The 26,345-nt window shown below is 44.7% G+C and carries 25 protein-coding genes; 10 read left to right on the top strand and 15 right to left on the bottom strand.

Features of this window, described 5'->3' with window-relative positions; all coding sequences use genetic code 11:
* Positions 1-82: 82 nt before the first annotated feature.
* A complete protein-coding gene (locus tag VFDL14_RS21665) occupies positions 83-658 on the top strand; it encodes a nucleoside triphosphate pyrophosphohydrolase family protein (protein ID WP_032548874.1) in 576 nt (191 codons plus the stop codon).
* Positions 659-751: 93 nt separating this feature from the next.
* Here VFDL14_RS21665 and VFDL14_RS21670 read toward each other — a convergent pair whose 3' ends face one another.
* From VFDL14_RS21670 to VFDL14_RS21715, 10 genes are all read right to left on the bottom strand, one after another.
* Positions 752-1,246: a GNAT family N-acetyltransferase gene (locus tag VFDL14_RS21670; protein ID WP_032548873.1), complete on the bottom strand. Its 495-nt coding sequence runs from the start codon at positions 1,244-1,246 to the stop codon at positions 752-754.
* Between the two features lie 242 nt (positions 1,247-1,488).
* Entirely contained in the window at positions 1,489-2,247 is a 759-nt protein-coding gene (gene btuD / locus VFDL14_RS21675; protein ID WP_032548872.1) for a vitamin B12 ABC transporter ATP-binding protein BtuD, read from the bottom strand.
* A complete protein-coding gene (btuC, locus tag VFDL14_RS21680) occupies positions 2,234-3,229 on the bottom strand; it encodes a vitamin B12 ABC transporter permease BtuC (protein ID WP_032548871.1) in 996 nt (331 codons plus the stop codon). Before btuC ends, btuD begins: the two co-directional genes overlap by 14 nt.
* Before the next feature lie 118 nt (positions 3,230-3,347).
* On the bottom strand, positions 3,348-4,376 hold the full coding sequence (locus VFDL14_RS21685; protein ID WP_032548870.1) for a succinylglutamate desuccinylase: 1,029 nt from the start codon (positions 4,374-4,376) through the stop codon (positions 3,348-3,350).
* Between the two features lie 240 nt (positions 4,377-4,616).
* Entirely contained in the window at positions 4,617-6,413 is a 1,797-nt protein-coding gene (locus VFDL14_RS21690; protein ID WP_032548869.1) for a M3 family oligoendopeptidase, read from the bottom strand.
* Between the two features lie 76 nt (positions 6,414-6,489).
* A complete protein-coding gene (gene cobC / locus VFDL14_RS21695) occupies positions 6,490-7,116 on the bottom strand; it encodes an alpha-ribazole phosphatase family protein (protein ID WP_032548868.1) in 627 nt (208 codons plus the stop codon).
* Positions 7,117-7,126: 10 nt separating this feature from the next.
* Positions 7,127-7,681 carry a bifunctional adenosylcobinamide kinase/adenosylcobinamide-phosphate guanylyltransferase gene (cobU, locus tag VFDL14_RS21700; protein ID WP_032548866.1) on the bottom strand — a complete coding sequence of 185 codons (555 nt, stop codon included), beginning with the start codon at positions 7,679-7,681 and terminating at the stop codon, positions 7,127-7,129.
* 9 nt (positions 7,682-7,690) lie between these two features.
* Positions 7,691-8,500: an adenosylcobinamide-GDP ribazoletransferase gene (locus VFDL14_RS21705; RefSeq protein WP_032548865.1), complete on the bottom strand. Its 810-nt coding sequence runs from the start codon at positions 8,498-8,500 to the stop codon at positions 7,691-7,693.
* Complete coding sequence (gene cobT / locus VFDL14_RS21710; RefSeq protein ID WP_032548864.1) at positions 8,500-9,546, bottom strand: nicotinate-nucleotide--dimethylbenzimidazole phosphoribosyltransferase; 1,047 nt, start codon at positions 9,544-9,546, stop codon at positions 8,500-8,502. The genes VFDL14_RS21705 and cobT overlap by 1 nt, the downstream gene beginning before the upstream one ends.
* 145 nt (positions 9,547-9,691) lie before the next feature.
* Complete coding sequence (locus VFDL14_RS21715) at positions 9,692-10,303, bottom strand: flavin reductase family protein (RefSeq protein WP_032548863.1); 612 nt, start codon at positions 10,301-10,303, stop codon at positions 9,692-9,694.
* 678 nt (positions 10,304-10,981) lie between these two features.
* On the opposite strand from VFDL14_RS21715, the gene VFDL14_RS21720 reads away from it, so the two are divergent.
* Positions 10,982-11,677 carry an NAD(P)H-binding protein gene (locus VFDL14_RS21720; protein WP_032548862.1) on the top strand — a complete coding sequence of 232 codons (696 nt, stop codon included), beginning with the start codon at positions 10,982-10,984 and terminating at the stop codon, positions 11,675-11,677.
* Positions 11,678-11,862: 185 nt separating this feature from the next.
* A complete protein-coding gene (locus VFDL14_RS21725; protein ID WP_032548861.1) occupies positions 11,863-13,236 on the top strand; it encodes an L-cystine transporter in 1,374 nt (457 codons plus the stop codon).
* A 104-nt stretch (positions 13,237-13,340) separates the two neighbouring features.
* Here VFDL14_RS21725 and VFDL14_RS21730 read toward each other — a convergent pair whose 3' ends face one another.
* Together VFDL14_RS21730 and VFDL14_RS21735 are read right to left on the bottom strand one after the other, a co-directional pair.
* Entirely contained in the window at positions 13,341-13,736 is a 396-nt protein-coding gene (locus tag VFDL14_RS21730; protein WP_032548860.1) for a GlcG/HbpS family heme-binding protein, read from the bottom strand.
* A gap of 9 nt (positions 13,737-13,745) precedes the next feature.
* Positions 13,746-14,720 (bottom strand): aldo/keto reductase, encoded by a 975-nt coding sequence (locus VFDL14_RS21735; protein WP_032548859.1) that lies wholly within the window; start codon positions 14,718-14,720, stop codon positions 13,746-13,748.
* Between the two features lie 118 nt (positions 14,721-14,838).
* Here VFDL14_RS21735 and VFDL14_RS21740 point away from each other — a divergent pair, with 118 nt between their 5' ends.
* Complete coding sequence (locus VFDL14_RS21740; RefSeq protein WP_032548857.1) at positions 14,839-15,729, top strand: LysR family transcriptional regulator; 891 nt, start codon at positions 14,839-14,841, stop codon at positions 15,727-15,729.
* 664 nt (positions 15,730-16,393) lie between these two features.
* Here the strand turns inward: VFDL14_RS21740 and VFDL14_RS21745 are convergent.
* The 3 genes from VFDL14_RS21745 to VFDL14_RS21755 form a co-directional block, all read right to left on the bottom strand.
* Positions 16,394-17,998: a BCCT family transporter gene (locus VFDL14_RS21745; RefSeq protein WP_032548856.1), complete on the bottom strand. Its 1,605-nt coding sequence runs from the start codon at positions 17,996-17,998 to the stop codon at positions 16,394-16,396.
* Between the two features lie 437 nt (positions 17,999-18,435).
* On the bottom strand, positions 18,436-18,957 hold the full coding sequence (locus VFDL14_RS21750; RefSeq protein ID WP_032548855.1) for a DUF2058 domain-containing protein: 522 nt from the start codon (positions 18,955-18,957) through the stop codon (positions 18,436-18,438).
* 141 nt (positions 18,958-19,098) lie between these two features.
* Entirely contained in the window at positions 19,099-20,157 is a 1,059-nt protein-coding gene (locus VFDL14_RS21755) for an AraC family transcriptional regulator (protein ID WP_032548854.1), read from the bottom strand.
* 187 nt (positions 20,158-20,344) lie between these two features.
* Between VFDL14_RS21755 and VFDL14_RS21760 the strand changes: the two genes are divergently transcribed.
* The 6 genes from VFDL14_RS21760 (at position 20,345) to cdd (ending at position 26,271) form a co-directional block, all read left to right on the top strand.
* Positions 20,345-21,382, top strand: coding sequence for a DUF2804 domain-containing protein (locus VFDL14_RS21760; RefSeq protein WP_032548852.1), 1,038 nt, complete (start codon positions 20,345-20,347; stop codon positions 21,380-21,382).
* A gap of 64 nt (positions 21,383-21,446) precedes the next feature.
* Positions 21,447-22,295: a sterol desaturase family protein gene (locus VFDL14_RS21765; RefSeq protein WP_032548850.1), complete on the top strand. Its 849-nt coding sequence runs from the start codon at positions 21,447-21,449 to the stop codon at positions 22,293-22,295.
* Between the two features lie 198 nt (positions 22,296-22,493).
* Complete coding sequence (gene sbcB / locus VFDL14_RS21770) at positions 22,494-23,918, top strand: exodeoxyribonuclease I (protein WP_032548849.1); 1,425 nt, start codon at positions 22,494-22,496, stop codon at positions 23,916-23,918.
* A 99-nt stretch (positions 23,919-24,017) separates the two neighbouring features.
* The gene (locus VFDL14_RS21775; protein ID WP_032548848.1) at positions 24,018-24,389 is read left to right on the top strand and encodes a CidA/LrgA family protein; all 372 of its coding nucleotides are present in this window, start codon (positions 24,018-24,020) and stop codon (positions 24,387-24,389) included.
* 1 nt (position 24,390) lies between these two features.
* The gene (locus VFDL14_RS21780) at positions 24,391-25,068 is read left to right on the top strand and encodes a CidB/LrgB family autolysis modulator (RefSeq protein ID WP_032548847.1); all 678 of its coding nucleotides are present in this window, start codon (positions 24,391-24,393) and stop codon (positions 25,066-25,068) included.
* A 315-nt stretch (positions 25,069-25,383) separates the two neighbouring features.
* Positions 25,384-26,271 carry a cytidine deaminase gene (gene cdd / locus VFDL14_RS21785; RefSeq protein WP_032548846.1) on the top strand — a complete coding sequence of 296 codons (888 nt, stop codon included), beginning with the start codon at positions 25,384-25,386 and terminating at the stop codon, positions 26,269-26,271.
* Positions 26,272-26,345 lie beyond the last annotated feature (74 nt).

The raw sequence follows: 26,345 nt of genomic DNA, 5'->3' as shown, positions 1-26,345 counted from the left end.
TCTCAACTGCTTGTCTTGTGAATAGCGCCAAACTTCTAGCTTTGCTAAAATGCCCATCTACCAAAGACAAATGGATAGGAATATGACCCTTTCTCAACTAAACCAAACCATCTTCGATCACCTTTACCGCGATATCAAAGAGTTCCGTAGCACTTTTGATCTTCCTGTTGCTGCACCAGAAACCATGGACGACAAAGGCGATACTCTTCACACCTCTTTAGCCATCGAAGAACTGACTGAACTTGCAGAAGCCGATTCAAAAACAGAACAAGCCGATGCAATCGTCGACAGCGTCTATGTATTGATGGGTCGTTTAGTCCACATGGGCCAAGACAAAGTTGAAGACAACCTAGCCATCAGCTACCTAATTGATTTGTTGCTTAACGTCGCGAAGAACCGCGCTATCGACTTCCTACCATGTTGGGACGAAGTACACTCAAGCAACATGAGTAAGGTATGTCGCAACGAGAAAGAGTACGCAGAAACTGAAGCATTCTACGCTGAACAAAACATCAAGCTGATGGCTGTACAAAAAGGTGATTACATCATCGCGAAGTGTGCAGAAGATTTCGTTTCAGAAGAGAAGACCATTCGCCAAGGTAAAGTGCTTAAGTCGGTTTACTACCGTCCAGCTGATCTTGCGCCGCTAACGGTCTAAAGACATTCCCTCATAAGCGGAATTTAAAAAGCGCCTCAAGTTCTGAGGCGCTATTTGTTTATTTCTTCTGCTCAAAGTGGCTGGCTAAGTTAGTTAGCTTGATTGGATTCTTGCCATGTGGTAAGCCGCAACATATTCGCCATCACGAAATGCAAATGCCGCAGACTCCCCTTCAATTTGAAAACCAAACTTTTTGTAGAGGTTAATAGCCTGCTCGTTGTCGGTGTAAACTGTCAGTTCAAGGCGCTTAATGTTAATCCAGTTATCACAAAGATCGACCGCAGTCTGCAATAATGCGCTACCGACACCTTTGCCCGCAAAGTTATCTTTGACCCCCATGCCCAATGAGGCAACGTGCCTGCGTCTCGGGTTAGCACAGACCTCTAAGCCAAGGTTGCCAATGACTTCGCCTTGGTACAACGCGACGTAAGAATAGACATGCTCTGGAACATGGGTGAGACGCTTCTCCCAGAGGTCGAGCGAAGGGTGTGGGAGTTGCAGGGTGCCGCGAAACGCATTTGGGCACTCGTAGATCTCTTTAACACTTCTTGCATCACTCGGTTCTGTACGTCTTACTTGTATTTCCATTTCATTTCCTTCTTAGTTCATGTTGTTTTATCACTCTAATTGCTGTTCCTTTCACAGTAACAAAACAGCGTTAAATAACAACAGGCTAGAAGAAAAATAATGAAATTAATAAGTTACATAGTAAAAGATGCTAGATAGCGTTTCGGCTTAAGGGAGCGAGCTATTAGTAGTCAGGTTTAGCTCTCAATTAAGGCCCAGAGAAAACGCGACTTCTTTTACTTGAAACTAAGACCGTGAATGAATTATTCGAAAAGTAGATAAGTGGCATCGTCGACAGTAATGCTCTTAATTCGGGTATTGAATACTTGCTCAAGCTGCTCTGGAACCATCACCTTTTCAGCGGTGCCAACCTTTTGTAACACACCTTTATCTAACAGAAGCACTTGGTCAGCATGCCTCAACGTGCGATTCAAATCATGGTTCGCCATTAAAACTGAAATCCCTCGCTTGGCGACCCGGTCGATAAGTTTATAGAGCAATGCTTCTTGCCCAATATCCAGCGGTGCAGCTGGCTCATCAAGAATCAGTAACTTCGAATAGGGATTTAACGACGGCCAAATCTGAAGACACATACCCGCCAAACGGACACGTTGCCATTCGCCGCCAGAAAGGGTCTGTATTGAGCGGTGCAGCTTATCGCTTATCTCGAGCATCTCGCTAACCTCTGTCAGCACCTCAGACACGATCGCACTGTGAGGCTCTGCAGAACTTGGCAGGGACAAAGCAAGAAATTGGAACACCTCTAGGTTGAACGCTGGTCGTGCGCTCTGACTTAAATAAGCACGCTGCAGAGAGAGGTCTTGCAGTGAAAAACTCGATAATGGTTTATCAGCCCAAATTACTTCGCCTGTATAACCCTCTCCTATACCAGAGATCGCCTCGAGTAAGGTACTCTTGCCGCTGCCATTTGGGCCGATAACATGAGTCACCTGCCCCGGTTTTAGGTCGAATGAAAGCGGCAGCAGCCTTGAGCCTACGCTTAAACTTTTAATTTGAATCATGATTTTTCACCAACATCCAAATAAAGATTGGCGCACCAATCGTGGTTGTCATAACACCAAGCGGCAACTCAGCAGAATCAAGCATTGTACGAGCGCAGATATCTGCAAACACTAATAGTGCTGCGCCTGATACTGCAGACAGTGGTAGCAAATATCGGTTGTCAGTACCTATCGCCAAACGTAATAGATGTGGCACGACTAAGCCCACAAAGCTGATCACGCCACCAAGGGCGACGGCACAACCGACCAGTATTGAGACAGCGAAAATCAAACGCCAACGTAGCGCCGGTACATTGATCCCAAGCTGAGCAGCGTGTACCTCCCCTATCATCAGTTTGTCGAGTTTACTTCCCTGCAAACACAACCATATGACGACGGGAATCATCACTAAGGTAAGAGTGTGTTGATACCAAGCGACACCGCCTAAGCTACCCATCAGCCAGTACATCAGTTGGCGAAGGCTTAGATCATCACTAAAATAGAATGCCCAGGTCACCATCGCCCCCGACAAAATGCCAAGTGCAACACCAATCAACAAGAGTTTTGCTGTAGTTAAACGCATCGCTCTCACCATGCCCACCAGCAAGAGTGTAAAACAGAGCGAGCCGATCACCGCTGCAATCATGAAGAGTTCTGGCGTTGGAGCGAACGGTAAGAAAAACAGGACAACGACCATTGCGAGGCTGGCGCCACCGGAAATTCCGAGCACACCGGGTTCTGCTAATACGTTTCCTAACAAAACTTGTAAACTTGCTCCGGACACGGCAAGCGCTGCGCCTATTGCAATTGCAGCAAGCAGACGTGGAAGTCGTAAATCAACAAGTAACTTTTCTTCAAGTGGAGAGAGTGTATTCAACGGAGAGATAAAGAGATCGCCGACCATTAAATAGAGGCCGCTAAGAACAATCAGCGCTGCAAGCATCACATAGATGGCACGAGTCCAGCGTCGCTGTTTTTGTTGAATAAGGTGTTGGAAATCCATATCAAGCTACTTTAACTAAGTTCGCGTAACCTTACCTGTATCCCCAAATAAACACAAGGTTCGCAATAACGTGCGAACCTTGTGATATCAATCGTTTGAGATGAATTAGTAGCGTTGATTAATCGTAAACCAGTTGGCCATGATCAAATCGAGTTTCTACCTCACACACCATGAGTGCAGCACGTTGTCCAATAGCAACATTGCGATTTGGGAATACTACTGCTTCATTCTCATTTTTAGCCATGAGTGGCTTGTCACCGTCGTGGCCAAACACTTCGCCGTGTTTAAATGCAGTGAAGTTCTCAACGGAGTCCGAGAACATGAAATCAAAATCGTCATGTAAACGAACAATAGTACGACTTACACGATAAGTAATGGTTTTCTTTGGGAGATGCTCTGGCTCAGTTTCAGCGATAAGGTTGCGCATCGCCAAATCAAATGCCGTTAGCTTGTCGAGTTGGTTCTCACCAATGCGCGCGACCTGCCCAAGCTCCATTGTTAGTGCCTGCGCACCAAAATTTTCTGCACTGTACCAACTGAATGTACTGGTTGGCGAGTTTGAAAGCAGCAAAGCCTCTACGTGCCCACTGTTAATAAAATCAATGAGCTCTTGGCTGCGGACGGGATGACGAACTTTAGGGCTTACTGCAAATGAATAGTGCTTCGATAAACGAATTGCACAGTGAAGATCTAAATGCCAGCGCGTCTCAGGTTGAGTATCTCTATAGAACTCAGTAACTAAGTGCTTTAGATTGTTCGCAATCTTGCTTTCGCGGTTTACTTCATACTCTTTATCGTCAAATAGACGGTTCATGTTTACATCAAGAAAACGGGTATGAGCGTTGGTCGCTTCTGGATGAGCGATAATAAACAAACAGCGAGCTTTTACTGATTGGAAACCTGTTTCAATGTCTTCAATAATCTTATCAATCAGTTCCATTGGTGCGGTTTCATCACCATGAACGCCTGTTGAAAAAATGATGTTCTTGGTCTGTTGATCGTAATCCGCTGGAATCACTTCAAAGACACCACGTTGATGGACTTTTAGTTGTACTCCATTACCTAGTACGGTTTGTCCTGCAAGCACTTCTTGTTCAAGATCTAGGCTGTCCAGAAGAAATGATTGGCGAAAGAGAGATTTCGTCATGCGCTACTCCTTAATTGCACGGCCGTATGTTAATAAATTGTACAAAGAAATTGTGTTGCTATGATCGCACTTATCAACAGAAACTCCGTTATCACTCACAAATACTGCCCATAAATAGTTATATTGGCCCTGCTTATAACAGGGAGAATTAAACCTTGCGAGGTTTTTAAGCTATATCAATCAGATAAGAGCCGTGTAACCTACCACAGCTCTTATTGAGTATGAACCGATTAAGATCAATTAATCTTCTTGATTGAGCAGTCTTTCAAACTCGTCGATTTGCGCAGACACCATATCGATACTCTGTTGCCAGAAGTCCGCTTCAGTAAGATCCATACCTAAATGCTTAGCCACCACATCTTCAGCCATCATGCTGCCTGTGTCTCTAAGAAGTGCGACGTAGTCACTGTAAAAGCGTTCGCCCTTCACTTCTCGTTGTGCGTAGACGCCCTTACTGAATAAGTAGCCAAACAGATACGGATAGTTGTAGAAACTCACTTGCGAGATACTAAAGTGCAGCTTACTCGCCCAGAAGTAAGGGTCAGCTTCGCTCATTGCTTCGCCGTACCACGCTTTCCACGTTTTCTCCATTAAGTCACACAACTGCTTAGCCGTAAGCTCGCCTTTCTCGCGCTGTTCGTAGAAGGCCTTTTCGAACTCAAAACGTACTGGAATATTGATCATCAATGCCAAAGATGAAGAGAGCTCTTCCCATAGCATTTCAAGCTTTTCATCACGTGTTTCCGCTTGTTTTAGCAAGTGGTCGCGAACAATGTTTTCAGCAAAGATTGAAGCAGTTTCCGCTAACGTCATCGGGTAACGAGTCTGACACAGTGGCATGTCACGCATTACCCAGTTATGGAAGGCATGGCCAAGCTCATGAGCAAGAGTCATAAGATCCGAACGACTTCCACTCCAAGTCATGAATACCAGTGGCGAACGTGTGGCCGCGAACTTGGTGCAGTATGCTCCCAAGCGCTTATTTGGCGCTGGCGCTGCATCAATCCAACCATTTTCAACCATAAGATCAACAAACTGTGCCATCTCTGGATTAACTTCCGCAAAGGCTGTTTTAATCACATCGATCGCTTCATCAAACGGGTAAACCTTAGATTCAGCATCACCCAATGGAGGCATCGCAGCGAGATGATTCCAAGGCTTCATCTCACCCAAACCATGGACTTTCGCCATCAACAGACCCGCTTTTTGGCCTACCGAGCGATTGGCTTTTGCCGTCGCCATCATGGTGTCGAGTGTTTCAGGCACGATACGACTTCCATGCAGGCTTGGGGCTAAGAAATGCACATCACAGATCTTCGAGCGTTTTTTGTTTTCAGTTAAACGCCACCCTGCCAATGCGTTAAGAATAGAAGCGAACGATTCTTGATGCGTCTCCATCGCTTGTTGAACAGCGCGCCAAGCCGGTTCTTGTTTATCAAATTCACTACCATAAAGAAGGCTCGCCGCTTGTGAGAAACCAAGTTCTTCCTCTTCACCTTCAAGCTGCAGTGAGAGTTTTAATGAACCCGTTAAGTTGTCGTATAAACGACCCCACGCATCACGACCATCAACTTCCATTGCAGCAAGCAGTTGTTCTTCAGCAACACTTAGACGAGTTGCCGCTAGTTTACGAGAACTCTCAATGGCAAAACCTTGACCTGCTACATCTGGGCTGGTGTGATCTAGTACTTTGGTGATGAAATCCACATCAGCGTGAACCAGAGTATCTTCATATGGGCTAAATGCCTGAGACATTTCAGAGTTGAGTTTTGCAACGCGGCCCAAAAGCTGTTTCGCTTCGGTATGGGTTGCATCCACTGACGCGTGGCAATTTGCGAAGGTATGAATGGTTCCCAACAGCGTGCCTGCCGCTTCGGAGGTTTGAATCGCGTTCTGCATCGCGATCACGGTATCGCGCTTTTCAACATGAAGATGTAGCAGTTCGATACACTGCTCGATCAATTCAATATCTTGTTCAATTTTTGAATCGTCTAATCCACGATATGCAATGCTCAAATCCCAACTTGGCGTTGTCATGAGTTCTGTCCTTATTCTGTGCGATGTTCTATCGATAAATTGGTATATATTAAAATCCAGTTTTCACTGGCTGGTGCTAGGCTGCTACTAATGGCTGCCCAATCACCTTCACACTGATATAGTTATTGTCGTCTGTTTGTGTGATTTGAATGTGTGTCAGAGACGCGTTGCCAATGGCAAGGTTGGAGTAAAGCGTTGGCTTCTTCCAATCAATATCCAAACAATACGCCAAAATCATTCTAATTACGCCACCATGCGTAACCAATAATGTGTTGTCATTGGTGCAACTAATAAGTTGCGACCAACCTTGAATTACTCGTTGATGGAACGCCTGTAAACTTTCCGCTCCAGCAAGTTGGTGATTTGCTGGGTCTTGCCAGAACGACTCCAAACTATCCCATTGGTCGCTAAGAAGATCGAAAGGCACGCCATCTACATCACCGAAATTCATCTCTTGCAGCTCGTCGATGGTCTGCAAAGGTATTGATTTGGCTTGCGCCGCTCTCTCTGCCAAATCATAACAACGGCGCAGTGGTGATGTTGCTACTGCATCAAATTTAATCGGAAGCGCTGTTATTGCTGCGCAAATCTCATATTGGAGTGACGCGTCAACGAGCACGTCTGTCTTGCCATTGAGTGCCGCCTCTCCAAGTACTTTGCCATGACGAACTAGGTAAATATTTTTGGTACGTATCTTGTTCAATATGAGCCCGTTAGCCTTCGTTTTTTAGAACCATAGGTAAACCTGCTGCAATGAAAGTAACTTGCTTCACCACTTTTGCTAAGGCTTGATTCATTCTGCCAGCATTGTCTACAAATAAACGAGACACTTGCCCCATAGGAACAACCCCAAGGCCTACTTCGTTCGAAACCAAAATGATATTTGCTGGGCTCGCTTCGACGGCATCGACTAACTCTTCTATCCAACTTTCGACTTGTGCATTAGTCGCTTGTTCACCAAGTTGATAAATCACGTTGTTGAGCCAAAGTGTTAAGCAATCTACCAAAACCACATCTGATGAGTTTAAATCGCGCAGTGTTTTTGCAAGCTCAAGCGGCACTTCATGTTCGTTCCAACGCGTATCCCGCCGTTGTTGGTGATGAAGAATGCGAGCCTCCATCTCAGCATCAAAACTGGTCGCAGTTGCTATGTAGTGCAGCTGAAACGCGTCGTGACTCGATTTCTCAATGGCTTGTTTTTCAGCGAAGCTCGACTTTCCTGAGCGTGCTCCACCAAGAATTAAATGCGTGGTTTTTCCATTGTTCATAATTCGTGTTTACCCCATAAGTCCGTTATAAAACGTTGCGATAAACAGTAAGTAAGTTGAAAGTTCGACCAGCTGCTGCGCGGCGCCTAAGCAATCTCCAGTAAAGCCACCAATACGCAGCGTTAGCCAACGTTTAAGCAGTGTACGGACGACATAGCCTATGACTAACAACAAAGCGCTAAATTCGATACCAAACCATAAGCTCGGTATTAATCCAATGGTAATCAAAAATAGAGTTTCAGTGCGTGTCTGCTTATTGGCTAATGGCTTACTTTTGCTGGTATCGGGATCGCTGACATAAGGCATGTTATAAATCAGCGACGCTGCAATAGCTCGACTAAATGCGTAGCTAGAAACCAAGATCATGAAAAGATCTGCGGTACTTGTTAGCTCAATAAGCTCGCTCAGAAACGCCCACTTACCTAACAGAGCCATAATCAATGCAGAAGCGCCATAAGTACCAATACGGCTGTCTTTCATGATGGTTAGGCGTCGCTCAAGGGTCATGCCTCCACCAATACCATCAGCCATATCTGTCAGGCCATCTTCGTGGAATGCACCTGTCAGCATTAAGCTAAATGCCATCATAAGGATCAATGCTACGTCAGCGGGTAAGAACAAACTTAGCAAAACATAGACGGACGCACACAATAGACCGAGCAGAATGCCGACCGTCGAAAAATAACGCCCGGCTCGATTCATACGCTCTTCCGAATAAGGCGTATTATGGGGTACAGGTAGACGAGAGAAGAAAACCAGTGCCAACAAAAACAGTTGCCACTGATATTTAAAGCCGCTGTTTGTCTCAGACTGGTTCATTACACCGTCACTCCAGCACTCTCAAAACTGGCCATGTTGTTGTAGAACTCAGCGGCGGCCTTAATCAAAGGCAGTGCCAATGCTGCCCCCGTACCCTCACCTAGCCTTAGTCCCAAATCCAACATAGGTTCGGCATTTAATTCACTCAATACATATTGATGTGCGTGTTCTTGAGACTTGTGCGCAAACAACATGTAATCACGACATGCTGGTTCAATTAAGCTCGCCACATACGCGGCTACCGAGACAATAAAGCCATCAACCAAGATGGGTGTTTTTGCCTTTGCTGCACCGATAAACCCACCAACCATTTGTACAATTTCAAAACCACCCACTTCAGAAAGCACTTGCTCTACTGTTTTGCCTTCACAACGCTCGACACCGTTGGCAACCACCTGCTGTTTTCGCTTAAGTTGTTCATCATCTATCCCAGTACCAAGACCAACACACTCTTTTGCATCTAACCCAGTTAATGCGCTAAGTATTGCCGAAGCGCTGCTGGTATTGCCAATGCCCATTTCACCAAACATAACGAGATTGCAGCCGCGCGCGATTTTACTTTCAATCAAAGACTGACCATAGCTAATCCCTTTCTCGACCTGCTCAAGTGACATCGCAGCTTGTTGATTAAAGTTATGAGTACCGTTGCCCAACCTTTGAGTGACCAATACTGCGGTATTGCTGCCCGAAATCACGCTGGTATCGATGGCTTGTAAAATACCTGCGTCCACAACGGTTAGGTCAATATCGTTTAACCGACAGAAACAGTTAATCGCTGCGCCACCATGGACAAAGTTCAATACCATTTGCTGAGTCACAGCACTCGGAGCAATACTCACCCCCTCATCCGCGATACCGTGGTCGCCAGCAAAAACAAACATTGAAGGCTTCGTGATTTGAATTGTCTCAGCCGGTGTTTGGCTCTGCTGGCTTTGAATGAGCGCCAATTGAAAAGCGGTCTTCTCTAACAGGCCAAGTGCGCCCAATGGTTTGGTTTTTTGATCGATTCGATTTTGGATAAAGGCCGAGTGTTGAGTGTCTAGCATGGAGATGACTTACCAATGTGATGATTTGAAGTTTTAATCGTTAAATGACTGCTTTTGCTGAGAGAGCAGTAGTTTCTTACGTAGAAAAATAGGTTCTTACATAGAAAAACCAGAAAGCTGAGCCCATCGTTGACTCAGCTTTCGATTATTTTGGTCGCGCTACCGAAAAAACATTAGAGAGCGTCGCGTATTCACCGCCACCAAGGCGTGACAACGGGTTTAGCGCTAGCGCATCGATTTTCAATCGCTCACTGGTTTGATCGATAACCTCTTCAGCAATGTACACCGCTTCAACCTTTGCGAATACCAAGCTTTGTGGAACCTCTCCCACTTCTTTAACTTCAAACAACGTACAACCAAACGCCACAGAGCAAGATTTAACTCGAGGCAAAGAGAAACCTTCAAACTCTACTAACTCAATATCGTTCGCTTGTACTTCAGAATGATCATGATCGAGTGTTGCAGCTGTAGCCGTCATTATTTCCGCAGAGGATTCAGACGCAATATGAACAACTAACTTACCGGTTTCTATTGCATTTTTGGCGGTGTCTTTGATTTCACCTGTCGGCTTTTTCCCTACAGAAAGCATCAACAATGGAGGCTGGCTCGATACTGGGGTGAAATAGGAAAACGGAGCAAGATTGAATACATCACCACTTGATTTGGTTAACGCCCATGCTATTGGACGAGGGACAACCGTTTGAGTCATCAGGTGGTAGATTTCATTTGCAGAGAGAGTATCGAACTGGAGGTTCATCGCGCATCCTTGGCTGTGACAAAGTAACAATCAGTGTACTTGCTATCACCTTATCTATCTATCGATAAGTCGCCTTTGCCGCCGTGTTTGTTGTCGAATTGAACAAAATCGACTCAAAATTCTCAATTTGACTGTCAATTTGAACAATGCTGAACCAATCAATACCGCATTCCAATAAAATCAATCACTTAAAAGTTGGCATCAGTTATGCTTCTACTAAAGTGCTTTAAGTCACTCACTATGAAAAGCCAAGTGTATGGTTTTCAGGGAATGAAAGCAGAGGTACACATATAGCACCGTAAGATTTAGGAGGTCTTTATGTTCGCTAACCAAAGTAGAAGAAAGCCGAATAAATCTGGTAAACAAAGCAAAAAGGTGAAGAAAATCCCACTCTCCTTCACTTAGGTAAGCGCGCGTCTTCAGCGCAAGCCAGAAAGCCCGCTCCCCGCGGGCTTTTGTTTTATTGCGCCATAAGTCACTAAACCGTCCATCGCTCCGAGAGCTCAGTCACTTAGCACCGTGTCTTTTGTTCACTGGTCTTGGATGCCAACTCGCTGTAAACATGAACAATTTGTAGCGCAATTCACGGATTTTTCTGGATCTTCTGAGTAGATTGTTCCAAAACTAAAGTACTCAGTATTATAGATTCACTACATTTCTACTCACTAAGGAGTCCGCATGTCCATTCAAGGAGACAATTCTTCCGTTATCGTAGCAGGCGCGACGGGGTTGATTGGTGGTCATGTATTGCAACACCTGTTAAATGAATCTTCGGTAAAAACCGTTTATACACTCACTCGCTCTCAAATAGTAACAGAGCCCGCTTCAAATAAGCTGGTCCAAATCATCAACAACGACCTCGATGTCACCCAGTGGAACGATAATCACCCAAGACCAAAGCTCGGTGTTATTTGCCTGGGTACAACCATAAAACAGGCAGGCTCAAAAGCAGCGTTACGCAAAGTTGATGTTGAATTGGTCACTCACGTCGCTCAAACGATGAAGTTTCTGGGCGTTGAGCGCGTTGCCGTTGTATCCAGCTATGGCGCTTCTCCCACTTCTTACTCACACTACTTAAAATGCAAAGGCCAGATGGAGCAGAACTTAATTCGCATTGGTTTCAAGCAATTGTTTATTGCGAGGCCTGGACCACTGCTAGGTAATAGAACGAGGCCCAGATCTGATGAAAAGCTCCTACAAACACTCTCTCCTCTTTTCAGACCTTTTATGCTTGGTCGTTTAAAAAACCTTCGTCCGATAGAGTCAGAGTCGGTTGCCAAGGCGATGCTATTTAAATTATTCGAAAATAATTTCAATAATGTCGAAATCTTTAGTTCGAGTGACATGCTCAATTTTTTGGCGAAATATCGCTAAATTGATGGCTGAAACATCACTCTGTTGAATATCCGAACAGCCACTCTTGTAGATATGACTAATTGATCTATCAAATTACTTTTCCTTATTTTACGTTTTGTTACAGAACGTTATTTTAACTAACAGTACTTACGCCTATATATCTAGGCCTCCTATCGTTCTGAAGTAATTCATAAGGAAATTCAATGTCATTCCCTGCTATCGCTGCCTTAGCGGTATTCACTGGTATTCTCTTTTTTCTCTACGGACAGCAGAAAAAAGAACACACACTTTCGCGTCTAGTTCTACTTGGTCTTGTCTTTGGTAGTGGTTTCGGTCTTGGGCTACAACTGCTTTTCGGCGAAGGTAACCCGATCATTAAAGAAACCCTAGACTGGGTTAACATTGTTGGCCGCGGCTACGTTGGTCTACTGAAAATGGTTATCATGCCACTGGTACTAGTGTCTATGATTGCTGCTGTTGTGAAATTAGAGAAAGGCGGTTCACTGGGTAAGATTTCAGGAATCACCATTTCTGTACTGTTGGCGACAACTGCTATCTCTGCCGTGATCGGTATCATTGTGACTCAGGCATTTGGCTTATCTGCAGAGGGTCTCACTGAAGGTGCACGTGAAACAGCACGTCTAGCAGCACTAGAAACTCGCGCCGACCGTGTTTCTGACCTGACTATCCCTCAAATGCTGGTTAGCTTTATTCCAACTAACCCATTTGCTGATCTTACGGGCGCACGTTCAACGTCTATCATCGCCGTTGTTATCTTTGGTGTGCTAACAGGTATTGCAGCACGTAAGGTGATGGCAGAGAAAGAAGAACTAGAGTCACCGATTCGTACTTTCGTAGAAGCCGCACAATCTATTGTGATGCGCCTTGTTAAGATGATCATGGCTCTGACTCCATACGGCATTGCAGCTCTAATGGCGAAAGTTGTCGCGACATCAAGCGCATCTGACATCCTGAGCCTACTTGGTTTCATCGTCGCTTCTTATGTAGCTATTCTACTGATGTTTGTAGTTCACGGCGTATTGGTTTCATTTGTTGGCGTAAACCCGAAAGAATACTTCAAGAAGATTTGGCCAGTACTGACGTTTGCGTTCACATCGCGCAGTTCGGCAGCAACAATTCCTCTGAACGTTGAAGCGCAAATCACTAAACTTAACGTGCCACCAGCGATTGCAAACCTGTCAGCGTCATTCGGTGCTACAATCGGTCAAAACGGTTGTGCGGGTATCTACCCTGCAATGCTAGCGGTGATGGTTGCGCCAACTATGGGCATCAACCCGATGGACATCAACTTCATCCTATCGCTGATTGCTATCATCACAGTAAGTTCATTTGGTATCGCTGGCGTAGGTGGCGGTGCAACGTTTGCAGCGCTAATCGTGCTGCCTGCAATGGGACTGCCTGTGACTATCGCTGCTCTGCTTATCTCTATCGAGCCACTTATCGATATGGCTCGCACTGCGCTTAATGTATCTGGTGCAATGACGGCAGGTACAATTACAAGCCGCATTCTAGGTAACAAAGAAGAACAAAACGATCTTCAGCAAGCTCAAGCGTAATTGGATTGAAAGCGTCGACTTAAGATAGTGACGTAAACTCATTCAAGCCAGAACGAAAAAACCGATGCGCACTGCATCGGTTTTTTATTTCAAGCACAAAAAGACTAAAGATCGAGCTCAGAAATACTCGACATAGCAAGCAGCTCGTCCTCTTCCTCGCTCAAGCCACTGATTCCTATAGCTCCAATAACACGGCCTTCAACGACGATAGGCACGCCACCTTTAAAGCCAGTGATATTCGGGTCATTCCAATAACCGATATCCTTGCCGGTCGCTCGCGCCCACTCACCTAAGTTTCCACTTGGTTGACGATCACGTGCCGACGTATACGCTTTGCTTTTTGCTAACAGGCCAGCCTGAACACTTACGTCGTCCATCTTAGCGAATGAAACCAATTCACCGTGAGTATCACAAACAGCGACGGCAATTTGCTGATGATTCTGAGTCGCGATTTCAATAGCCATCGCCACAGCTTGTTGAGCTTTGTTTAAAGTCAGCATGGTTATCACCTATGGTAGAGCTTGGCCACGAGAGTAAACAAATAGGTTGTACCACTCTTCGCGAGTTAGATTAACCATACTCGCAGCAACACTTGCACGAATTCGGTCAAGATTAGTTGTACCGATCACCGGTTGAATACCGGCTGGATGACGCAGAAGAAACGCTAATACGATCGCTTCACTAGTCACACCGTATTTTTCAGAAAGCTGTTGAACGTATTTCGAAGTCGCTCGAACATTGTCATCCTCCGAATTTAAGCCCTGTTCTGAGAAACGTCCTTGTGCCAAACAGCCCCATGCTTGAAGTTGAACACCATTGGTACGGCAATACTCTAGCGTACCTGTAGCCCAATCTGATTCATTCAAGCCTTGAGAGTTAACCAGAACAACATCGTTGAGCCAATCTAGTTTCGCAAGGCTCATCTCCATCTGGTTAACTACTAGAGGTTGGTCAAGAGCAGATTGTAGATACTCAATTTGATGGCCATTCATGTTAGACACACCAAAGTGTTCTACCTTACCCGCTGAATGTAGATCTTGGAGCGTACGAGCTAACTCATCGAGCTCCATCAGCGGATCAGGACGGTGTAGCAAGAGTACGTCTAACTTTTCCGTATTTAAGCGTTCAAGAATGCCTTCAACTGAACTCTGTACCCATTGTGCTGAGAAATCATAACGTCCAACGTTACCTTCACCTTGAAAACGAATTCCACACTTCGACTGCAGGAACATTTGATCGCGCAACTCAGTCTGACTCTTTAATACTTGGCCAAATGCCTGTTCAGCTTTAGAAAATGTATAGATATCAGCATGGTCAAAGAGATTAATACCTGAAGCCATTGCCGTTTCGATAATAGCCTGTGTTTGGTACACATCGTCTTGAGAAACAGGGTTGTCGTTCCAACCACCGCCTAGTCCCATACAGCCGTATGCAATTTCACTGACATTAGTTAGGTGTTTTGACAAAGGAAGTACGTTTTTCATTATTCATTCTCGTATTCATAAAATCAGCCTTAATCATATTGTTCTACGAGGAAAACAGAATAGCCTGAATCCGAAATGATTGTTCGCTATAATGAACAAACAATACTGGAGATAAGACATGAATGAGCACAAACGTATTGAAAGGCTGATGTTGTTTGTTGAACTCGCTCAACAGCTCAATTTCACCAAAGCTGCAGAACAACTCGGTATTTCAAAAAGTTACTTATCGGAACAGATAAAACGGTTGGAGAGTGACTTAGAGTGCCCGTTAATGGTTCGAACCACACGCAGTGTTCGGCTTACACTTCAAGGCGAGCGCGCGCTTGCACAAGGGTTAGTTATCCGATCTCAAGTACTCGACCTTGAACGAAGCGTATCGGATGAGCATGAAGCGATTAAAGGGGTGCTAAGAATCACCGCGCCAAAGATGTTTACTGAGATCTTTCTCTCTGACCTGTGCCAACGCTTTCAAGCGCTTTACCCAGACATCTATTTCGAGATAAACAGCAGCTACACCACATACAACCTCAACCGCGAAGATATCGACATAGCATTTCGCGCCACCAACACGCCACCAGAAAATATGGTGGCTAAAAAGTTATTTTCGTATCAACACGACCTCGTCGCGGCACCGAGCTACCTAGAAAAGTTCGGTGAACCTAATTCACTAGATGATCTGCAACATCATCAATGTCTTGCGACCCTACACCAACATGAATGGCCATTTAACAGTGGTAGCGTGCATGTTTCTGGTTGGCTCTCAAGCAACGAGAACCACCTTTTAAAACAGCAAGCTGTACGCGGAAGCGGCATTATTCGTATCGCTAGCTATTATGTTGCTGAAGAGATCAAACAAGGAAACCTAACACCACTACTCACTCATGAATGCATCGCAAACGGCAATTCCATCTACCTGTTTTATCCTCAAATGGTCTACCCAGCCAGAAAACACAAAGCTTTTGTGCAGTTCGTTCAAGACTACTTCGAAGAGCATAAAATCGAAAATTAACTCGATTTATCAGCAACTTACCTTGCTCACAGAAGAGTGAATATAACGCCAGACGACACAAATTGTTACCTTTCAAAAAAGGGGCAAGTGATCGTCTGTGCATCCCCTTTCGAATAACGTTGTGATAGCCAATGTGTTTGTGTACGCACTGGAATGCACATCACTCGTTTAAGTCATGACTTAAAAGTGCCATCAAATCGAAACATGAATTTGCGTTACTGAAGCTACCCATTGAGACAATGAGTACAATCAGGAGGATGTATGAAATACTGCCCGTTCTGCTCGACCGAATTAATCGAAAGACACCATGTACAGGTGTGCCCACGAAATGAGATCGGCGAATGCCGCTTCGATGGCTATGAACAGTACGAACAGCGTGTGTTGACCGAACTCTCGTCTGACAACCTTGATGTGAATAGCAATGTCTATAGTCGAATCCCAGAAAGGTAATCCTCAGCTGAAGCCCTTTTAACGACTGACAGCTTGCCGTAACTAACATCTTTCGATGGACCATCGCCCTTTTAGACATGATACATAGCGATGGCTAGACAAACAAAAACGCCCTTGCAGAAACAAGGGCGTTTTTCACTCTATGTGTTACTGATATCTTTGATGGTGAAATTCAGGAGCCTGAAAAATCATCACCTAAGTTCACAAAACGTTATTACTTCGCAGTTTCAGTAGTCACTTTTGGTTGGTCAACTTCAGTAAGAAGACCTTTAATCAGACTTACACAACCTAGTAGTAGGATGATTGTAAACGGCAGAGCTGCAATGATTGTAATTGATTGCAGCGCTTGAATTGATTGTGTACCACCAATCCACAGCATTACCATCGCAATTGCGCCTGAAATGATTGCCCAGATAACCTTCTGACGAACTGGCACTTCTAGCTTACCGCCTGCAGTCATACCATCGATAACGATAGAACCAGAGTCAAGAGTCGTTACGAAGAATACGATAATAAGCGCAACTGCAATCACAGATAGAATGTTACCTAATGGATAAGCATCCAGCATATAGAACAAGCTTAGAGATACATCAGCGATACCTTGGTCAATACCCAGTTGGCCGACCTTATCCATCACTTGTTCAATCGCTACACCACCAAAGATAGACATCCATGCAGTTGTTACAAGCGTAGGGATGATAAGAACACATAGTAGGAACTCACGAACCGTACGACCTTTAGAGATACGCGCAACGAACATACCGAAGAATGGTGCGTATGCTACCCACCATGCCCAGTAGAATACTGTCCAACCATGTAACCAAGTTGTGTCTTCACGACCTGTCGTTTGGCTAAGTGGGATAATGTTCTTCACATAACCCGTTACCGCTGTCGCTAGTGAGTCTAGAACCGTAGTGAAGTTAAGCACTGCGATGAAACCTAGGAAAACAAACGCGATAATCATGTTTAGGTTACTCAGTAGTTTTACACCACCGTCCATACCACGAAGTACAGAAACAATTGCCAGTACCATAATCAACACGATGATTAACTGCTGCAGGAATAGGTTGTTCTCAAGACCAAACACATGGCTAATACCACTTGCTGCCTGCGTACCACCTAGACCTAGAGAAGTCGCTAGACCAAATAGCGTTACCAGAACCGTCATCACGTCAATCACGTCACCTGTTTTGCCCCAAACTTTATCACCAAGGATTGGGTAGAAAACCGAACGCATCGATAGTGGTAAACCTTTGTTGTAGACAAAGTACGCTAGACAAAGCGCTGCCATACCATAGATAGCCCACGCATGCAGACCCCAGTGGAATACCGTAGCGCCCAGTGCAGCTTCACGGCCTGCTTCAGTATAAGCTTCTGCGTTTAATGGCGTGCCATACCAGTCAGTAAAGAAGGCAGTTGGCTCGGCCACACCCCAGAAGATAAGACCGATACCCATGCCCGCAGCAAACAACATCGCAATCCAAGAAGCCATGGTGTAGTCAGCGGTTGCATTTTCACCACCAAGACGAATTTTGCCTAATGGAGAGAATGCTAAACCGATAGCAAAAATAAGGAAAAGGTTCGCACCCCACATAAATAGGAAATCGAAGTTTGCGAGTACTGCGCCTTTCACCGCGTCGATTGCAGCTTTTGCATCGCCGGGTGCCATTGCGAGAAGTGTTACGATGAAGAGAATTGAAAGGCCTGCCGAAGCAGTGAAAACCGTGTTGTGGACATCCATGCCCCACTTGTGAATGTTGTCTTGACCGACTTGATAATCTGTTGAATCTATACTGTATTTTTTTGACTTAAAACTCATAAATTAAGATGCACACATATTCGACAATCCGAATATAAGGACCAACTCCATATCCAATTAAAATTTGATCAGCGCGCCATACCATATAAAAGGGTAAAAATAAGTGAATTTAATCAACCACTTATGACGTCTTACTCAATCCCGAGGGCGCTATTATAACACAGAATAAAACATTTTTTTGGCAAAGCCTGCGCACTAACCCACCAGGAACAGCATAACTATCTGATTATAAAGAACTAAATAGTGGTAACTTTTTTCAAAAAATAGTTAGAGTACAAATTAATTTTCTTGCTCAGACCAAGTGCACTATTCACTTCAAACAACGCTCATTAGGGCATTCGCATTTGCGGTCATTGTCTTACTCAAGTCATAAAAAAATGCAGTTGACTCATACGAGTACAACTGCATTTTTAAATCGTTTAAGGCTTAGTACTTGATTACCACATCAAGTCATCTGGCACGACGAAGTCTTTGTACGGATCATCTTCATCAACTTCTTCTTCTGAAGCCGCCTGAGTATCAACGATAGATTCCTCGTCACGCATCGCAATCTTGTTCGCAACGCTGGTCGGGATAATCACGTATCCTTCGCCATCACGAGCAATACTTAAAATACCTTTACTTAGCTGCTTTTGAGTCAGCTCTTCGACGTATAGGTGCTTAACTAACGTACCGTCAGTAAAGTTGTATTTGATCTCGCCATCTTTTTGCTCGATCTTGTTCATCGCAATCAACTGTTTCACCTGAGCTTTGATCTCTTTGCTCAGCTGTTTCTCTTTCATTTGTTGATTCAGCTCTTTATCTTTCGCTTGTTGCGCCAAACGGTTCTCTTCAGCGGCTGCTTTCGCCTCGCGAGCTTGAACACGTGACTTCTTAGAGCCTTTCTTTGCTTTTTTGAGCTTTTTCTCATTAACCAAGCCAGCTTTTAGCATCTGCTCTTGGAGTGTTAACTTTGCCATGACTTTCCCAGTTCAGGATTAAAAACGGCACTATCATACCTGTTTTTTGTCATTCTGTTTATATCCCCTGCTCGGTTTATGACAAGGATAAAGAGTCAAATCTCTAAACTCGCGATTACCGCCACTTAACTAGCACCAAATCTAGGACAAACGTTGGCGAAATTGCGCTGGCGTCTGTTTCATCCAACTCCTAAATGCGCGTCTGAAATTAGCAGAATCGCTATAACCAAGCCGTTCCCCTATATCTTCGACACTGATGTCGGTATTTAGCAGCAACTCCTTAGCCAATTCTCGACGGACTTCAGCAAGCAAATCATGATAACTCGCCTCCTCTTTCGAGAGTTCCCGTCGCAATGTTCTCGAAGAGCAGCCAAATTCATCAGCCAATTGTTCTATGCTCGGAAACTGGCCAGGTTCTTGATATAGCATCGCTCTCACTTGATTACTAAAGATTGAGGAAGAACCTAGGCTTGCCATGATGCTATGACAAGAAGATAAATAATGCTCTAAGGATGCAGCATCGTGACTCGGCAATGGCTCATGAAGTAAGTCACCATTAAAACGGAGCTCACAAAATGTTTGGTTGAATTCAACATTACAAGCAAACCGTTGTTGGTACTTGTCCCCATGGCTACACAAATTGTAGATAGGCTCTGGATAAGAAAGACGTAGCTCATTAACTTTCAGAGGTTGACGAGTCAACTGATAGAAAAGAGAAACAATAGAACTGAAGAAATACTCACAGCAGAAAGGCAACATTTCGCCTATATCCAACGAGTTCTCGATTCGGATGATCGCTTCATCAGAGTCCTGAATCAGTACCACGGAGAATATTGGACCGTTGAGCCGAAGATATTTGAAGCCACTCTTAACGGCTTCCAATACGTTTGCGCTCGTCGCCAGCACGTAACCCAGCACACCAAAGTGGTTCAACCTCGCCTGTTGTCCAAGCCACAAACCCAGACCTTCTTGAGGTAATAGGCGATTCACAGCCTTGAACACAATCAACTTGTCGGCAAAGCTGAGTTGAATATTAGGATCTTGCCAATCAATATGGGCTAGGCCAAGAGAAGACAACAACGCTTTACAGTCGATGCCTCGTGATTCTAAGCTATCAAGCAGCAACGCAATATCTAAGCTTCCCAACGGTTGATGAGCACTACTTGGTTGATATGCCGCTAATACTTTCTCTTCTGTCATGACTCTTCCATAATCCGTCGTCGGCTTCCCTTCTAATCAATAGTTGAGTTGACCACTCTATTGGAACTTTACCATCTCCAAATCACACAGCGTGATAGCAAGCCGATTAGTGTCCGATAATGACCTAACCTTTCGCTAAGTGGCTCACTAGAATAGTCATTATGTTAATGCTATGTAAACTTTAATCATGATTAAACCTGAAATCATCCGAAAAGCACCTAGAAGTATCATTGATTCTCAGGGCAAGCCTGTTGTCGGTCAGTTCGATACAGTCCCTCACGAGCTGAATATCGAGAGGTTCGACTATCGCAACGTGATGGATAATCCAGCCAATCGATGGCAACGCCACTTTCATTACAAGCAGTTCCAATTTGTCAGCGTGGTTACAGCAAACTATGTCATCGGTGTTGCGATCGCCGATATTCGCTATCTGGGTTCCGCATTCTGCTATGTGTACAACATCAACGACAACAGTCTTGAAGAGCAGTCTTGGCTTCGCCCACTCTCTCTAGACAAAGTGGCAACATCTTCTCCCTACCAAGGTGTCACCCAAATTGCTCGCGGCCAAATCAAATTCGACATTAATAAAGGTAATTGGGCAGTAGAGATAAATACCAAGCACGTACAAGCCAACCTTGAACTCATAGGCAAAGAAGATAGTCAGCCGCTTTCAATGACAACACCAACTGGCTACTCAGGCTGGACCTATACCCAGAAACACAACGCGCTTTCAGTAAACGGGAACCTGACCATTAACAGCCATGAAGTGGACCTTGAGCACGCCTTAGGAAGCTACGACTTTTCAGCTGGTTTTATGCGTCGGGAAACGAGCTGGCGCTGGGCAAGTATTAATACGCATCTTATTGGAGAGTCCTCAAAACTGATTCGATTCGGGTTGAATCTGGCGGCAGGCGTCAATGAAACGGGAACGTGTGAGAACGCACTCTGGATAGAAGGCACAAAACATCTCCTCCCTGCCGTCCACTTTGAATTTAACCGTGATGACATCACGCAACCTTGGCAAGTTTACTCTGAAGATCGACGAATTGAACTGACTTTTACGCCTTGCAATAAACGCAGCGAAAAGCTCAATTTGATTGTACTTAAGAGCAATTTTCGTCAGTTTATTGGCCACTTTTCTGGCTCGATAACAGATAACGGTGGTGTCACCCACCAGCTCGAGCATGTAATTGGATTAACTGAAGATCATTTTGCATGCTGGTAAGCGAAGTTACCCCCCCACTAAACCTATTAACCAAAACTGTTACTAATACATAACGAGGCATCCGATGAATATAGAGTCGCTCATCAACAACCCAGAATGGTTACTCGTGGTACTTGCACCACTTTTCATCGCTTGTATGCTCGCTGAATATTTCATTGGTCAAAAGCAGGGACACCTACCAGAAAACTCGCGCTATACCGTTACGGAAGTCGCTTGCAATTTTACTCTAGCAGGAATGCACCAACTTTCCGATTTGGTGACGGGACTATTGGTTGCACACCTGTATCTTTGGCTCTTTGGTTGGCGACTCATGGAGATTGAAATGGGGTTGATCAGCTTCCTCTGTCTAATGATATTGCAAGATTTTTGCTACTACTGGTTCCACCGTGCGAGCCACAGAACACGATGGATGTGGGCATCGCATGTTGCACACCATAGCTCTGAGCGAATGAATTTTAGCACTGCCTTTCGTCAAAGCTTGATGTATCCAGTTTCAGGCATGTGGGTTTTCTGGGTGCCATTGGTGATCATCGGATTTGAACCTAAATGGGTGGTATTCGTCGTACTTCTCAACCTTGGTTTACAGTTCTTCGTTCATACACAATGGATACGTACATTAGGTCCCTTAGAGTGGGTATTTAATACGCCTTCTCACCACCGTGTTCATCATGGTCGTAATCCACAATACATCGACAAAAACTACGCAGGCGTACTCATCATTTGGGACAAACTGTTTGGTACTTTTGAACCGGAAGTGGAAACCGTTCGCTACGGCACCACTAAGCCAGTCAACAGTGATAACCCTCTAACTGTCACCTTCCAAGAGTGGAAGCTGATTTTTCAAGACCTAAAAAACAGTGAATACAGTTGGCGTCAGAAGCTTAAAATGATGTTCACGCCACCAACAGACTAAGATTGATATATTCCTAAATTTAATAGGATTAGTGAGTTTTGATGCTCTCAGCTTTGGCATTTTGCTCAATTGAATAGTAATGCACCGATTTGATGAAATTTATTTACAAAGCGGCTTGCACCGTCACCGCCTCCTATCAGATACTGAGGAAAAGTCACCTTCAGTCACAGTAGACCCTATCTACTGTCAGGATATTCAATGAGCTCAGATAATCAGCCGACCTACTTCTTCTTCGATTATGAAACTTGGGGGACGAGCCCAGCCAAAGATCGACCAAGCCAATTTGCGGGTGTTCGCACCGACCAAGATTTCAACGTCATTGGTGAGCCTCTGGTTATCTATTGCCAACCGCCAGCTGATTATCTACCTGCACCTGAAGCTGCATTGATTACGCGAATCACCCCACAGAAAGCAATGTCACAAGGCCTACCTGAGCCAGAGTTCATCGCTAAGATTCACGCAGAGTTATCTAAGCCAAACACAACCAGCCTTGGTTACAACAGTATTCGTTTCGATGATGAAGTGACACGTTACACCTGTTACCGCAACTTTATCGATCCGTACGCGTGGAGCTGGCAAAACGGTAACTCTCGTTGGGACTTATTGGATGTGATGCGCGCGGTGCATGCATTGCGCCCAGATGGCATTGTTTGGCCAGAAAATGAAGAAGGTTTCCCAAGCTTTAAGCTAGAGCACTTGTCTGTTGCTAACGGTATTGAACACGAAAATGCGCACGACGCGATGGCTGACGTTATAGCAACCATTGAAATGGCGAAGAAAGTTAAAGCTGCTCAACCGAAAATGTTCGACTACCTGTACAACATGCGCCATAAGCGCAAACTGAATGAACTTGTCGACATTGTTAACATGACACCACTCATGCACGTGTCTGGAATGCTAGGTAAAGAGTGTAACTACACCAGTTGGATTGTGCCAATGGCTTGGCACCCAACTAACCAAAACGCGGTTATCGTTGTAGACCTAGCAAAAGATCCAACGCCACTGCTTGAGTTAGACACTGATGCACTGCGCGAGAGACTCTACACCAAACACAGCGAATTAGGCCCAGACGAACTGCCTGTACCGATTAAACTCGTACAACTGAACAAGTGTCCTATTCTTGCACCAGCGAAAACACTAACAGCTGAAAACGCTGAAACCATTGGCATTGATCGCCAGCAGTGTCTGGCAAACTTAGCGACTCTTCGTGAACACCCAGAGATTCGCGAAAAGCTGATTGGTCTTTATTCTGTTGAACGCGAGTACGAGAAAGACGACGATGTTGATACTCAGCTTTACGATGGTTTCTTTTCTCCATCAGATAAAGCCGCGATGGATATTATTCGTCAAACTGAACCAAACAACCTCGCTGCACTCGACATCAGCTTTGCCGACGAACGTATAGAGCCCCTTCTGTTCCGTTACAAAGCACGTCACTACCCTTGGACGTTAGATGAATCAGAACAGCAAAAATGGGCTAATCACTGCCGTGAGTTTTACGAAAGTCGACTTGAAGAGTACATGCTCAACCTTGAAAATCTTGCTCATGAGCATGAAAACGATGATAAGAAGATGGCAATACTCAAAGCGGTATACCAGTACGTAGAGAAACTCGCGAGCTAAACCCGTCTTTTATAGCTCTAAAGCTTTATATGTACTAATTCAGACTTAAATAACGGTTACTCGTTAACCGTTATCCATTAACTCAGAAAGAGACTCCTTTTGAAAGAAAGATTGATCCAACTTGTGTATCTAATGATCTCTTTTACATTGATCATCGGTTCACTGACAGCAGGCAACGCCATTCAAAGCTTTCTCGATACTGCGATTCCTGGAAGTATCTTTGGCATGCTACTGCTTTTCTTCGCAATGGTGATCGGAATTATCCCTCCCCACTGGGTTCAACCTGGTGCGAGCCTAATCATCCGTTTCATGATCTTATTATTTGTACCGATCAGTGTTGGTCTCATGGAGCACTTCGACATGCTAGTTGCCAACGCCCTTCCTATCTTAGCTAGCGCGGTTGGTGGCACACTGATCGTCCTTATTTCTCTATCTTGGTTCTTAGACCGAGTAATTGCGAAGGGGAAATAGTATGTGGATTCTTCTGACTATTGTCGTGTTTGTCTTTGCTCGTTGGGTAAGTCAAAAAGTAAACTCGCCATTATGTAACCCTCTATTGATCAGCTTAGCGATCATTATTCCGGTGCTCACCTACTGGCGAATTCCATTCGAAGAGTACTATGCAGACAACACTTGGATTACCTTTATGCTGCAACCTGCCGTTGTTGCGCTCGCCTATCCTCTGTATGAGCAGCTACCGCAGATAAGAGCCAATTGGCGCATCATCACCTTTGCTTGCGTCTTAGGCAGTGTAATGTCAATGCTGACCGCTGCATTGATTGCCGCTGCGTTTCATGCAGACCTTGGCTTAATTGCAAGCTTACTTGGTAAATCGGTGACCACGCCAATCGCGATGGAAGTCTCTAGCCATCTCGGTGGTGAAGCTGCTATAGCGGCCATTTTGGTACTTTTGGTTGGTTTATTTGGTGCAATTTTCGCGTATCCAATATACAACCTAATCGGCATTAAAAGCCCAATAGCACGCGGACTCACCATGGGAACGGTATCTCACGCATTAGGAACCGCAACCAGTGCAGAGAAAGATCCACGTGATGCTGCATTTAGCTCATTGGCATTAGTTTTGTGCGGCGTTATTACCTCGATATTGGCACCTTCTGTGTTCTCGCTGGTATTATGGATATACTCCTAATTGCAAAAATTTAACTCGAAGTAGCTGATAGTCTATCTATGTCGTTGCTATTTCCCGAACAAAATCAGAGCGCTTTTCCAACAAACCTTTGGGAAATGCGCTCTTTTTTTCCACTAAACTATTTATTCATGCAATGTGATGCATCCATCAATTTGTGATATCAATTACACTTTGCTGGCTGCAAACGATTTCATTTGTGACCTCACTCTAATTGTGCAACACAATGTAACAACCAACATGCATTGGTGACATTGATCACAGAAAGTTTCTGAGTATTGCATAAACTTAAAGCCTAAGGTCAATTAAGGATTCAACATGAACAGTCGTATTACCCTGGCGCTGGAAAGTGCTCCAGCTTCATTGAAAGCACTTTTAAGTGACATCGTATTAGCAGACAACTTTGACGCCACAATCTCTAAAGAGCAGTTTCAAAGCTTGCTGGATGCAAGCGGTCTTTCTGATAAAGAAGTTCGTCTAGCTTTACTGCCAATCGCAGCTGCTTTCTCTTACGCACCGCTTTCTGATTTCTACGTTGGTGCAGTAGTGCGCGGCCTATCTGGTCACATCTACTTTGGTGCGAACATGGAGATTGCCGGAGCACAGCTTGGACAAACGGTACACGCAGAACAAGCAGCAATCAGCCATGCTTGGATGAAAGGCGAAAAAGGACTTTCTGACATCACCATCAACTACAGCCCTTGTGGTCACTGTCGTCAATTTATGAACGAACTGACTACGGCTAACGAACTGAAAATTCAGCTACCAGAACGTGAAGAGCGTTCACTACAAGATTATCTTCCAGACTCTTTCGGCCCTTCTGATCTAGGCATCACCGAAGGTCTAATGACAGAGCTTGACCATAAGTATACGACTGAAGAAACCACGCCTATTGTTGTTAAAGCTCTAGAGGCAATGAACCGCAGTCATGCGCCTTACACCAAAAACCTAAGTGGTGTTTCGCTTCAACTAGCGTCTGGTGACATCTTCTCTGGTGCCTACGCTGAAAACGCAGCATTTAACCCAAGCTTGCCTCCACTTCAAGTAGCGATGATTCAAGTAATGCTGGCAGGTATTAGCTTCGATCAAATTGAGAGCGCTGCTCTAGTTGAAAACGCACAAGGTAAAATTAGCCACTTGGCGGATACCCAATCAACCCTAGAAGCAATTAACCCAGATATCCCAGTCACTTACTTAGCAATCTAACTGCATTAAGTTAACATGTGTTTTACATAAGCAGCCCTCTTTTAGTTGGCTGCTTTTTTTATGCTTAAAATTCA

Source organism: Vibrio fortis, assembly GCF_000695685.1.
In the GTDB taxonomy this organism is placed as follows: Bacteria; Pseudomonadota; Gammaproteobacteria; order Enterobacterales; family Vibrionaceae; genus Vibrio; species Vibrio fortis_A.
This window is presented reverse-complemented; position numbering and strand designations above follow the sequence as displayed.